The following is an 11,854-nucleotide window of genomic DNA, read 5'->3' as shown; positions in this document are numbered from 1 at the left end:
CGCACCCACGCTGCCGCGGCGTGCTCGTGGTCAGCAGCGGAGCACAGGTCATCGAGCGTCCCGCGAATCGTGACGAGGCGGCGCGGGATCGGCAGGTCGAGCCAGGTGACAGAGGCTTCGCCGGTAGCCGAGAGATCGACAAGCCATGAGCCGCGCGGCTTGTCGGCCTCGCCGAAGCTGTAGTGCAGCGGCGCGCCCGCGTACCGCACGGTGGGCGCGAGCTGCTGACGACCGTGGATGTGCCCGAGAGCGACATAATCGATGCCCGCGAACTCGGCGAGCGGGACGACGTCGAGTCCGCCCTGTTGGATGTCTCTCTCGAGGCCGGGAGTGGGATCGACGCCCGCGGTGAAACAGTGGGAGACGACGATCGAGCGACCACCGCGCGCGGCATGGTCTGCGCGGATGAGTCCCATGGCGTGCGCGATCGCGTCGTGCTGGGTGCGCAGCTTCTCGCCGGGCCAGGTCCGTCGCAGCAGCGCGGGCTCGAGGTAGGGGATGCCGTAGACGTGCACGGGCCCGTGTTCGTCGGTCAGCGTGATCGGCGCGTCCAGCACCCCCGGATCGGTCAGGACGTGGATTCCCGCCCGCAGAAGGCCGGACTGGAATCCCAGGCGGGCAGCCGAATCGTGGTTGCCGCTGGTCACGACCACGGCGGCACCGGCATCAGCGAGCCCCGAGAGCATGTCGGTGAGCAGCGTGTAGCACTCCGCCGGCGGCGTCGATGAGTCGAAGACGTCTCCCGCGACGATCACCACATCGACGGAGTTCTCCCGAACCTGCTCGATCAGCGCGTCGAGCACCTCCCGGAGCGCAGGCAGCGTCGAGTGCCCGTGGAAGGACCTCCCGATGTGCCAGTCGGAGGTGTGGAGGATGCGCATGCCCTCACGCTACGGCGGGCTCCCGACATCCGCCCCGAGGCTCACGGGGATACGGCGGCCTCGCGTGGAGCGGATGCCGCCGCGGGAGCTCCAGCACCTGCCCGCCCCGAGCCTGGAGGCGCCACCGACTCGCGCATCCGCAATGGCATCGGAACCCGCCGGATTCTGCCCCCGTCGGAGGCATCATCTTCCAGCAGCACCTGAAGCGCCAGCGCCCCCAGTTCGTAGTGGGGCAGCGCGAAGGTCGTCAGTCGCGGACGTAACCAACTCGCGAGCTGATGGTCGTCGAACGACACGATCGAGAAGTCGCCGGGGATCGACAGTCCCGCCTCTTGAATCGCCTGGTAAGCCCCGAAGGCCAGACGGTCGTTGAACGTGATGATGGCCTCGCCGCGCACGCCCGTGTCCAGCAGAGAACGTGTGGCAGCCCACCCGTCCTCAGGCAGCCACACCGAGCACAGCCGCGCGCTGGCGGGCTCCAGCCCGTCGTCGGCGAGGGCCTCAAGGATGCCGCGCAACCGCTCGGATCCCGCGACCGTCTGCACCGGAACGTCGTCGGGTCCCGGGCCGGCGCCGACGAGGTGGATGCGGGAGTGCCCCGCCGCCCGGAGCACATCGACTGCCGCGCGCCCGGCGGAGTACTCATCGGGCACGATGGAGGGGACGGTTCCGACGGCGCTGTCTTCGGGAAGGGCGTTCAGCAGCACGACGCTGCGAGGATCGATTCCCGCGGGCACCGCACGCACGCGCGTGAACATCGACGCGATGATGAGGCCGTCGACCTGGCGGTCGATCATGCCCTGCACAAGGCGCCGCTCCTCGTCAGGGGCGCCCTCGGTCTCACCGATGAAGAGCATGTACCCGTTTCGGTGGGCGTGCTCGAGAGCACCCTTGATGAGATCGCCGGCCAGTTGCGAGGTGGCCACCGTGTCGGAGACGAAGCCGATTGTTCGGCTCGATCCGCGGCGCAACGCTGACGAGAGGATGTTGGGGCGATAAGCGAGCTCGGCTGCGACGCGGCGAACACGTTGCTGCGCCGCTTCCGAGATCCGCAGTTCGTCTCCTCGATCCGAGAGCACGAGCGAGGCGGTCGTCCGCGAGACACCGGCGGCAGCTGCGACATCGGCGAGGGTCACGCGCTTGGACTTCACGGCGTTCCTCCTTCGTTCGCAGCATCCTAGAGCGACCCGGGAGTGAGCGCTTCGCCGCGGCGTAAGCCAACAAACTGGCCGATATTGCCCCACTCGTCGCGAAAAGTTGGCGCGTACGGTCGCCTCTTCCCGGCAAGACGACCATATGCGCCGATAATCCGCGCCAGCGTCCCGCTGACGAGAATGCTCAGGCGCGAGCTTTGAGGATGCCGGCGTGCTCGGGGTGGCGCTCGAACCATTCGGCGACGTACCAGCACACCGGGATGACCTCGCGGTCGCCGCGCTCCTCCAGCTCGGCGACGGCGCGCGCAACGATCTCGGCCGCGTAGCCCTTGCCCCGGAAGGGTGGCGGCGTGAATGCCCGGGTGAGGGCGACGGAGCGACCGTCGTCGTTGTAATCGAGCGCGCTGACCAGATCGTCACCCACGTGCAGGGTGTACCGGGAGGCATCCTTCTGGTCGGTGAACCGCGTCTCGCTCATTCCTCCAGGGTACGCTCGCGCCGCCGGGCCGGCGCCGGTGTGACTCGGGATGACGCTCCGATGATCTATGCGGGAATCTCGTGGGTCGCGACCAGTTGCTGGTACCACCTGCCGCTGTCTTTCACGGTGCGCTCGAGGGTGTCGAAGTCGACGCGCACGATGCCGAACCGCTTGGCGTACCCGTAGCCCCACTCGAAGTTGTCGAGCAGCGACCACACGAAGTAGCCGCGCAGATCCACGCCACGGGCCATCGCGCGGTGAGCCGCGGTGAAGTGGCGCCGCAGGTAGTCGAGCCGCTCCGGGTCAGGCACCGATCCGTCGGCCGCCACGACGTCGTCGAACGCCGCGCCGTTCTCGGTGACCATGAGCGCTTGTCGCGGGAACTGCTCGCGCAACGAAACGAGAAGTTCCTCGAGCCCCTCCGGAGCGATGTTCCAGCCCATGGCCGTGTACGGGCCGGGCTGCTCCACGAACTCGACGAGCTGGTCGCTGCCGGGCCACGCCGTCCCACCCTCCGCGCCCTTGTGTCCGTCGTTCTGCTGTTTCGGTGAGACGCCGTCCCACATGCGCACTGTCGCGGTCGAGTAGTAGTTGACACCCAACACATCGATCGGCTGATGGATGTCGGCAAGATCCCCCTCGCGCACGAACGACCAGTCGGTCACTGACGCGGTGTCCTCTAGCAGATCGGCGGGGTATTCCCCCCGCAGCATGGGACCTGTGAACGCGCGGTTCGCGAGGGCGTCGATACGGCGCATCGCTTCGGCCGCACCGTCGCCCTCGCCACGGAGCACGTGGAAGTTGAGCGTGACGGAGTACTGGGGGTCACCGGTCGAGGTCGCCCGCAACGCCTTCACGGCTCGCCCGTGCGCGAGGTTCAGGTGGTGGACTGCCGCGAGCGCCGCAGCCGGCTCATGGCGACCCGGGGCGTGGCCGCCCTGACCGTAGCCCAGATACGCCGAGCACCACGGCTCATTCAACGTCGTCCAGGTGTGCACCCGGTCACCGAGGGCGGCACCCACGATCCGCGCGTACTCCTCGAACGCGTCAACTGTCGCGCGGTTTGCCCAACCACCGACATCCTCGAGCGGCTGCGGCAGGTCCCAGTGGTAGAGCGTCGCGACCGGCTTGATGCCCCGGGCGAGCAGACCGTCGATGAGTCGCGAGTAGAAGTCGAGTCCTGCCTGGTTCACGGCACCGCGCCCCGTCGGCACGATGCGGGGCCACGCGATCGAGAACCGATAGGCGTCGAGGCCCAGCTCGGCCATGAGGTCGAGGTCGCTCTCCCACCGGTGGTAGTGGTCGCAGGCGACATCCCCGGTGTCGCCGTTCCACACCTTGCCCGGCGTCTTGCTGAAGGTGTCCCAGATCGAGGGTCCGCGCCCGTCCTCGTCGAACGCACCTTCCACCTGGTACGACGCTGTCGCCGAACCGAACGTGAAATCGTCAGGGAAGACCAGGCCGGAATCACGGTAGTCAGGAGATCCGGTCATTGCTCGCTCACTCTCGATCATTCTCCTTCGGTGACCGCAGCGCGGTCGACCTCGAACGTCTCGACCCGCCCGTCGGGGGTGGTCACCGTGACGCTAGCAATCCCCTCTCCCCCCCGGGAAGACACGCAGCGCGAGTCCGTCGAGATAGTCGTAGTCGGGCCTGTCATCGCGCGCACCCCAGGGCACGACTGCGCCGGGGCGCACGTACAGCGGCACGCTGTCGAACCCGTGGACCTCGGTGCGCCATCCGCCGCCCTCGACGCGCTCACCCGTCAACAGGTGGGTCCAGGCGCCGGGCGGGAGATAGAAGGTCACCTCGCCGGAAGCCGTGAACACCGGAGCAACCAGGATGTCTGGGCCCAGCATGTACTGGCGGTCGAGGTACTCGACGGCGGGATCGCCGGGGAAGGCCAGCGCCATGGGCCGCATGACCGGCGTTCCGGTGGACCTGGTCGCGACCTATACCGCTCGGCTGACGAAGTGTCACCATCGACCCCCTCCCCGTGAGCAGATTGCTCGCGGAATACCGGGGGAACAGGGCGCGATGCCCGCGATTTGACGCACTTCGACACTGTCGGTCATAATCGGCCGCATGACTGACAACGCGCATGTTCTGTCCGCCTGGGAGGCGAACGGTACTGCCGGCATGATGATGGCCGGCCGCTCAGTCATGTGTTGTCGAATGTGTCGCTGACGACACCTCAGCGGGGCTCGTCCTGCGATCCAGATCGCACCGCCCCCTAGCCCTCTCGCAGAGCGCCCCCATCAGAACCGCGCTCGACACCGACCGCCGGGTCACCGCAACACCTCTGCCCGAACCAGCCGGGCCCTCCGCAAGGACCATCATCCCCATGTCGAACACCGCCCTCCTCACCCGCCCCGCTCCCGCCCGTCACCTGCACGCCGTGCCGCCGATCGCTGACGAGCCCGCCGCGCGCACTCCCCGGGGCTTCGCTCTGTATGTCGGTCTCGATGAGGCCAAAGCCGCCGCTGCCGGCGTTTCACTCCCGGTTCTCGTCGATGCGCTGCGCCGCACCCTGGCCGAGCTCGCACCGGATGCCGAAACCTACGCCACTGTCGCGCTTGCGCCCCGAGGCGCCGGCGGACGCGATGTCGATGTCGTGCGCCGCGCACTGCGTGAGCCGTCGGCCATCGCCGCGGTTACTGCTGCCACCGAGCCCGAAGACACCGACCGCTCCGCACGCGGCGTCGTCTTCGATATCTCGCGCAAGCGCGTCGTTATCGACGGCGAGACGGCGCCGTTCACCTTCACGGAGTTCGAACTGCTCCAGTACCTGGTGCTCCGCGAAGGCCGAACGATCGAGCGGGCGGAACTGGTCTCGTCGCTCTGGCAGAGCGCCGAGGACGGCGAGGCGCCCGGAGAGCGCACGATCGATGTGCATGTCCGACGCCTGCGTTCCAAGCTCGGCCGCTACGAAGACATCGTGCGCACGGTGCGCGGTGTCGGTTACCGCTTCGATCGTCACGCCGACGTCGTCATCCGCTACGGCCACGGTGCGCCCTCGCCCGACCGGTTCTAGAGCGCACAGGGTCTCTCCCTCGGCATCCGATCGGCGTGCGACCTCCCGGTTCAGTCGCGCCTTGACGCGGGCCTCACCGCCACTCACCCGCACGACAGCGCGACCGAACCATCAGGCCCCGTCGGCGTGTCAGCCGACCCACGTATCGTGATCCCATGACCTCGCTGGCGCCGAGCCCCACCGCTTCCGCGGCGGCCCTCGAGACCGTCTACCGGCCGCGGCACCCGCTCGATCTGCGCGCGACCGTGGTGTTCCAGCGCCGCGGCGCGAACGACCCGACGCTCACCGTCGATGGACCCGTCATCTGGCGCGCGAGCCGTACGCCGCTCGGGGTGGCGACCCTCGCGCTGCGCGGCACCGCGGACGGTTCGGTGCGGATTGCGGCGTGGGGCCCGGGCGCTGAGTGGGCCCTCGAGCAGGCGCCGGCCCTGTGCGGTGCCAGCGATGATGCAACCGGGTTCGACGCGACGCGGCATCCGCACATCGCGCACCTCGCACACCGCAACCCCGGGCTCCGGCTCGGGCGCACCGAGCTCGTCTTCGATGCTCTCGTGAGCTCCGTCGTCGAGCAGAAGATCACGGGATTGCAGGCGTTCGCGGCCTGGCGGCGGCTCGTGACCTGGTATGGCACGCCGGCGCCGGGTCCTACGCCGCGGCCGATGTTCGCCCCACCCACGATCCAGGGGTGGCGGCGCATCCCATCGTGGGACTGGCACCGGGCCGGACTCGAACCACCACAGGCGCGAACAATCGCCCGGGTCGCCGAGCGCGGCGACTCGCTCGTGCGCGCCATCGTCACCGCCAGCGACTCCGAGCAGATCGACCGGGTCCTGATCTCGCAGCCCGGCATCGGGCCCTGGACCTCAGCCGAGACACGCATCAAGGCGCTCGGTGACCCAGATGCGGTGAGCGTCGGTGACTACCACCTCGCCCACGAGGTCGGCTACGCGCTCACCGGCTCGCGCACCGACGACGACGGGATGCTCGAACTGCTGTCCCCCTGGGCAGGTCACCGGCAGCGCGTCATCCGACTGCTCGCGGCGGCCGGCGCACCCCGCGAGCCGCGGCGCGCCCCGCGGCTGCACCCCGAGGATCACCGGTCACGCTGACTCCGGTCCGCCTACTCGTCTTCGGGGGCAAGATCACCCTGCCCCTCTTCACCGAGGTCGGCGCTCAGCGGATCCTCGCCCTGCGTTTCGGGCAGGATGTCGGGATCAATATCGACCGTGGCATCCTCGACCGATCCGTCCTCCGACGAGCGCTGCGGGTCGACCGTGGGCTCAGCTCCTTCGATGGGGGCGATCTGTTCGACGGTGTCGGCCTCTTCCAGGGGATCACGTGCGCTGTCGGTCATGTCGATTTCCTTTCGCCAGGAGCCGCGCAACCCGCGCGGCACGGAGGACGTCAGGATCGCGCCAGACGGCCCTCCTCAGCGAGGGACTTGACAGCCCGGCCGGCGGTTGAAGCGAGTCGCCGTCACATCTCTTCGTGCGTGTTCGGGTCGCCGCCCCAGAGCCGCCCGCGCTCAAGCGCCGAGATCGCGGCGACCTGCTCGTCGCTCAGTGCGAATCCGAAGACATCGGCGTTCTCACGTTGGCGACCGGCATGAGCGGACTTGGGAATGGGCGTGGCGCCGACCTGCACGTGCCAGCGCAGCACGACCTGCGTGGGGCTGACGCCGAGCTCTGTCGCGAGGTCGCTGATCACCGGTTCGCTGAGCAGCTCGCTGCGGCGCGCGAGCGGGCTCCAGCTCTCGGTGCGGATGCCGTGAGTCGCGTGGTACGCGCGCAGCGATGCCTGCGGGAAGTAGGGGTGGAGCTCGACCTGATTCACGACGGGCATCACTCCCGTCTCGCCGTGCAGCCGATCGAGCATCGCCTCCGTGAAGTTCGACACTCCGATCGAGCGCACGAGTCCCTCAGCCCGCAGGTCGATCATCGCGCGCCACGTGTCGACATACTTGTCGACGCTGGGGTTCGGCCAGTGGATGAGATACAGGTCGATGCGGTCGAGCCCGAGGCGGTCGAGAGACGCGTGGGCGCTGCGGCGGGCCTCGTCGTACCCGTGGTCGCGCCCCGGGATCTTCGTCGTGACGATCAGTTCGTCGCGGTCCAGGCCGCTGCGGCGAACCGCCTCTCCGACCTCGCTCTCGTTCTCGTAGTTCACTGCCGAATCCAGGAGGCGGTATCCCGCCTGGACGGCCGAGACGATGGCATCGGTGCCCTCGTCGCCGCGGAGGCCATAAGTGCCGAAGCCCACCTCCGGGAAGCTCACGCCGTCGGCCAGGGTCACGGTGGGGATAGAGATCATGGGTCCATCCTGCCCCGTGGCAGCCGCACGCGGGGCCGTCAGCCCAGAAGGCGCTCCAGGACGCGGATGACGCCGTGGTCGACGTTGGATGGCGCCCGGTAGCGGGCTGCTGCCGCGACATCCGGATGCGCATTGGCCATCGCGAACGAGAAGTCTGCGGCATCCATCATGTCGAGATCGTTGAGGTAGTCCCCGAACACGGCGGTCTGCTCGGGAGTGACCTTCAGGAGGTCCTGGATGGCGCGAAGCGCCTTGCCCTTGGAGGCTCCCCGGTTCATGACATCGACCCAGTGGTGTCCCGATACGACGACCTGGTGCGTCAGACGGTGTCGCTCCAGCGCGGGAGCCGTGTTCTTCTCGCCGTCCTCGACATCGAAGACGGCGACTTTCAGGATTTCGTCCTCAACGGCGGTGAGGTCGGGGACATCGGTCAGGCGCGCGTAGTACTTCTCCGCCTGGCTGCGGAAGACGGCATCCGTTCGTTCGATGTATGCCGAGCCCTTGCCGCACAGCACGACCCCGACGTCGTGGGTGAAGCCGCGGATGTCGCCCAGAAGCTCTGCGACGAACAGGCGGTCCATGACATCGGAGCTGAGCTCCTCATCACCGCGCGTCACGAACGTGCCGTTCTCGGCAATGAAGACAAGATCGTCACCGTGCGTACCGAACTCCCGGCGCAGCGTGGCGTGCTGCCTGCCACTGGCGGGGGCGAACGCGATCCCCGCCGCGCGCAGGCGGTCGAGCATCGGCCACAGCGCCGGCGGCACCGCGCCTTCGCCGTCAAGCAAGGTGCCGTCCATATCGACAGCGATCAGACGAATCTCGCTCGCTCGGCCGGCAAGAGCGTCGAGGTCGACGGAAGGATCGGGGGAGCCGTGCGAGGAGTCATCGATCACTCATCCATCCTGCCTGAGGCGCGCACCTGGTCGGATGCTGAGCGAGCGGTCAGGATCGAGGCATGACCAGACACTGGAGCCCCCTCGCCATCACCTACCTCGTCCTGGCCCTCGCGGGGCTGGTGGGCACGTGGTTCTTCAACACCCTCGCGATCATCCAGCTGCGAGACTTCATCGGCGACCTCATCACCAGCGGCCCGGCTGTCTCGTCGATCACGGTCGACCTGCTCGTCGTCGCCGTCGCCGGGTGCGTGTTCATCGTCGCCGAGTCTCGCCGGCTCGGGATGCGCTTCGCGTGGCTCTACATCCTCGGTTCGGGGCTTACGGCATTCGCCTTCACGTTCCCCCTGTTTCTGGCGATGCGCCAGCGTCGGATGACGCAGCTCGCGGCATCCGTCACACCGATGCCTGGGCCTCCTCGGGCCTGAGGGTCTGCACGGAGGGCCAGCGCGGCGCCCCGCCGATCACCCAGTAGGCAAGTCCAACGAACACCGCGCCGCCGACGAGGTTCCCGAGGCCGACCCACAGCATGTTGGTGCCGAACGAGAGCCAGGTCGCGCTCGGGACTCCGGTCGCAAACCCCAGGGTGAAGGTCGTCATGTTTGCCACGACATGCTCGAAACCCGACGTGATGAACGCCAGCAGTGCCCAGAAGATGACCACGAACTTCGGACCGTCGGTGGTCGACCGCGCGACCATCCAGATCGCGAGGCACACGAGCACGTTGCACAGGATGCCGCGCACGAACAGCTCCAGAGGTGATTCGTGAGCCTTGGCATCCAGCATCACCTCGAGCATCGCGCCAGCAGCGGGATTGGCGTGCAGGACTCCCGACACCGCGACGAGCACCCCGAACAGTGCCGAGCCGAGGAGGTTCGCGACGAACGTGAAGCCGAGCGCGCCCGCGGCCGGACCGGGTGCTGTCGCGCGCATGAGTGTTCCCTGCGTGAGCGTCATCATCGATGAGGTCACAAGCTCTGCCCCCGCGAAGACGACGAGGGTCAGTGCGACGCCGAACACCAAGCCGCTGACGAGCTTCGCCCAACCGCCGCTGGTTTCGACCAGCGGGCCTGCCGCATTGAGCATCAACACGACGGCGATGCCGACGTAGGCGCCGGCGAGCATCCCCGAGACGGTGAAGCGCAGCGGATGCCTCATCCCCTCGATCTTGTGGATCGCCGCATCGGCTTGGAGGTCGAGGGTCTCTTCGATCGTGCGCACACGGGCACGATACGCCTGTGGTCAGGCCACATGAAGGGCCGAAGGTCCCCGCTGAGGCCACCGCGGCCGTCAGGGTCGCACGACGATTTTTCCCGGGACGTGTCCACCCTCGAGCTCCGCGATCGCCGCGGGCACCTCCGTGAGTCCGACCTCTCGATGGATGATGCTGCGCAGGCTCCCCTCGCCGAGCATCGTCGCGAGGGTCGCGAGGTCTTCTCCCGACCACGTCGCGTTCACCATGACGACCCGCTCTCGGCGGAATCGACTCGTGATCAGTCCTCGAAAGATCCGTGTGGCAGGCCCGAGGAGCAACCCGTCGCCGGGGCCACCCACGAGGACAAGCGAGCCTCCCGGCGCGAGAAGGGATCGCAGATACGCGATTCGTGCTCCGCCGGCGATATCGAGAATGACGTCGAACCGCTCGTCGATGGCGTCGACCTCGCCCCGCGTGTAATCCAGAACGCGGTCCGCTCCCAAACCCTGGACCCACGAGGCGTTGCGCCCGCTGCAGCTTGCCACAACACGACCAGCACCGAGAGCGCGGGCGAGCTGCACGGCGTAGTGCCCCACGCCACCCGCGGCGCCGAGGATCAGCACACGGGAGCCCGCCGTGATGAGCCCCTGGTTGCGCAGGGCCTGCAGCGCCGTCAGACCCGCAAGCGGCACAGCAGCCGCGGCTTCCAGCTCCACGCCATCGGGAATCCGCACGAGATACTCGGCGCGCGCGGTCGCCGACTCCGCCAGCGAGTTTCGCGCGACGCCGAACACGGGATCGCCCACTCGCAGATCAGCGACGTCATCCGCAACCTCGGTGACGATGCCGGCGACGTCTACACCGAGTCCGGGATTGCGCGGATGGCGCCATCCGGATGTGGGGCGCATCAACCAGGGCAGGCCACGCATGTGATGCCACTCGAACGGGTTCAGCGATGCAGCGGCCACCCTCAGCCGGACGCGTCCCTCCTCCAGCGGCTCATCCTCGACGTCAGCGATCTCGAGCGTCTCCGGTCCGCCGTAGCGGGAGCGGCGAATAGCGCGCATGGTGGCCTTCCTGAGATGAACGAGTGCAGCCTTACACCGTATGGCTGGTGACCAGGCTAGTCTTACACCGTAAGTTCGTCAAGGTGCGGGAAGGTCGTCAGATGACGAAATCCGACGGAGACCACGACGCGACTCGCCGTCCACTCAGTCGCGACAGCATCTTCGCCGCCGCGCTCGAACTCGTCGACGCCGAGGGGCTCGAGTCGCTCACCATGCGAGCGCTCGGGGCCCGGCTCGGCGTCGAGGCGATGTCGATCTACCACCACCTCCCGTCGAAGCAGGCCGTCATCGACGGGATCGTGGATCTCGTCTGGGCCGAGGTCACCCTGACCGGCGACGCGCGCGACTGGCGCACCGCGGTACGCCGGACTGCCCGATCAGCGTTCACGACGCTGCTGCACCACCCGTGGGCGAACCGGATTCGTGCGACCAGCGGTGGTCCGGCACGAATGGCCTACATCGACGCATCCCTCGGGCACCTGCGCAGCGCCGGCTTCACACCCGAACAGGCCTTTCACGCCCATCACGTGCTCGAGGCTTACATCCAGGGGTACGTCATTCAGGCCCTCGATTTCGCGCCGACGGATGCCGCCACCGAACGGGAACAACGCGACGCGGCTCTGGCTTACCTCGAACAGGTCGGACACACCCACCTCATCGAGCACGTCAACCTTCACGCCTCGGACCAGGGATCGGGATTCGACTTCGGTCTGATGCTTCTGCTCGACGGTCTCGATGCGCGCCTCGAACGCCCAGATGCTCAGTAGCGCTGGCTGGCAAGCACGCGCGCAGACTCCCGCTCAGCCGACGCATTGCGCACACCCGCGCGGGACCCGGCG

At 68.1% G+C, this 11,854-nt stretch carries 14 protein-coding genes; 4 read left to right on the top strand and 10 right to left on the bottom strand.

The window, feature by feature from the left end; genetic code table 11:
• From Q1V87_RS01180 to Q1V87_RS01160, 5 genes are all read right to left on the bottom strand, one after another.
• Nucleotides 1-881: exonuclease SbcCD subunit D (locus tag Q1V87_RS01180; RefSeq protein ID WP_300590506.1), on the bottom strand; the 881-nt coding region annotated here is incomplete at its 3' end.
• 41 nt (nucleotides 882-922) lie between these two features.
• Entirely contained in the window at nucleotides 923-2,032 is a 1,110-nt protein-coding gene (locus Q1V87_RS01175; protein ID WP_300590505.1) for a LacI family DNA-binding transcriptional regulator, read from the bottom strand.
• Nucleotides 2,033-2,219: 187 nt separating this feature from the next.
• Nucleotides 2,220-2,513 carry a GNAT family N-acetyltransferase gene (locus Q1V87_RS01170; protein WP_300590504.1) on the bottom strand — a complete coding sequence of 98 codons (294 nt, stop codon included), beginning with the start codon at nucleotides 2,511-2,513 and terminating at the stop codon, nucleotides 2,220-2,222.
• Nucleotides 2,514-2,578: 65 nt separating this feature from the next.
• Entirely contained in the window at nucleotides 2,579-4,006 is a 1,428-nt protein-coding gene (locus Q1V87_RS01165) for a GH1 family beta-glucosidase (RefSeq protein ID WP_300590503.1), read from the bottom strand.
• A 93-nt stretch (nucleotides 4,007-4,099) separates the two neighbouring features.
• Complete coding sequence (locus Q1V87_RS01160) at nucleotides 4,100-4,426, bottom strand: TIM-barrel domain-containing protein (RefSeq protein WP_300590502.1); 327 nt, start codon at nucleotides 4,424-4,426, stop codon at nucleotides 4,100-4,102.
• A 431-nt stretch (nucleotides 4,427-4,857) separates the two neighbouring features.
• Here Q1V87_RS01160 and Q1V87_RS01155 point away from each other — a divergent pair, with 431 nt between their 5' ends.
• Both Q1V87_RS01155 and Q1V87_RS01150 read left to right on the top strand, forming a co-directional pair.
• Entirely contained in the window at nucleotides 4,858-5,547 is a 690-nt protein-coding gene (locus tag Q1V87_RS01155; protein ID WP_300590501.1) for a winged helix-turn-helix domain-containing protein, read from the top strand.
• 155 nt (nucleotides 5,548-5,702) lie between these two features.
• Nucleotides 5,703-6,656: a DNA-3-methyladenine glycosylase 2 family protein gene (locus tag Q1V87_RS01150; RefSeq protein WP_300590500.1), complete on the top strand. Its 954-nt coding sequence runs from the start codon at nucleotides 5,703-5,705 to the stop codon at nucleotides 6,654-6,656.
• Between the two features lie 11 nt (nucleotides 6,657-6,667).
• Here the strand turns inward: Q1V87_RS01150 and Q1V87_RS01145 are convergent, their stop codons facing one another.
• From Q1V87_RS01145 to Q1V87_RS01135, 3 genes are all read right to left on the bottom strand, one after another.
• Nucleotides 6,668-6,901 (bottom strand): hypothetical protein, encoded by a 234-nt coding sequence (locus Q1V87_RS01145; protein ID WP_300590499.1) that lies wholly within the window; start codon nucleotides 6,899-6,901, stop codon nucleotides 6,668-6,670.
• A gap of 122 nt (nucleotides 6,902-7,023) precedes the next feature.
• Nucleotides 7,024-7,857 carry an aldo/keto reductase gene (locus Q1V87_RS01140; protein ID WP_300590498.1) on the bottom strand — a complete coding sequence of 278 codons (834 nt, stop codon included), beginning with the start codon at nucleotides 7,855-7,857 and terminating at the stop codon, nucleotides 7,024-7,026.
• Between the two features lie 38 nt (nucleotides 7,858-7,895).
• On the bottom strand, nucleotides 7,896-8,753 hold the full coding sequence (locus tag Q1V87_RS01135) for an HAD family hydrolase (protein ID WP_363493767.1): 858 nt from the start codon (nucleotides 8,751-8,753) through the stop codon (nucleotides 7,896-7,898).
• Between the two features lie 62 nt (nucleotides 8,754-8,815).
• On the opposite strand from Q1V87_RS01135, the gene Q1V87_RS01130 reads away from it, so the two are divergent.
• A complete protein-coding gene (locus tag Q1V87_RS01130; protein ID WP_300590497.1) occupies nucleotides 8,816-9,181 on the top strand; it encodes a DUF2834 domain-containing protein in 366 nt (121 codons plus the stop codon).
• Here Q1V87_RS01130 and Q1V87_RS01125 read toward each other — a convergent pair.
• Both Q1V87_RS01125 and Q1V87_RS01120 read right to left on the bottom strand, forming a co-directional pair.
• Entirely contained in the window at nucleotides 9,150-9,974 is an 825-nt protein-coding gene (locus tag Q1V87_RS01125) for a formate/nitrite transporter family protein (RefSeq protein ID WP_300590496.1), read from the bottom strand. The two genes, Q1V87_RS01130 and Q1V87_RS01125, sit on opposite strands and share 32 nt — an antisense overlap.
• Before the next feature lie 69 nt (nucleotides 9,975-10,043).
• Nucleotides 10,044-11,015, bottom strand: a complete 972-nt coding sequence (locus tag Q1V87_RS01120; RefSeq protein WP_300590495.1) for an NAD(P)-dependent alcohol dehydrogenase — start codon at nucleotides 11,013-11,015, stop codon at nucleotides 10,044-10,046.
• A gap of 101 nt (nucleotides 11,016-11,116) precedes the next feature.
• Here Q1V87_RS01120 and Q1V87_RS01115 point away from each other — a divergent pair, with 101 nt between their 5' ends.
• Nucleotides 11,117-11,782 (top strand): TetR/AcrR family transcriptional regulator C-terminal domain-containing protein, encoded by a 666-nt coding sequence (locus Q1V87_RS01115; RefSeq protein ID WP_300590494.1) that lies wholly within the window; start codon nucleotides 11,117-11,119, stop codon nucleotides 11,780-11,782.
• Nucleotides 11,783-11,854: the final 72 nt, after the last annotated feature.

The organism is Microbacterium sp., from assembly GCF_030149085.1.
Classification (GTDB): domain Bacteria; phylum Actinomycetota; class Actinomycetes; order Actinomycetales; family Microbacteriaceae; genus Microbacterium.
Note: the sequence above shows the minus strand (reverse complement) of the source record. Positions and strands in the feature narration are given on the sequence as shown.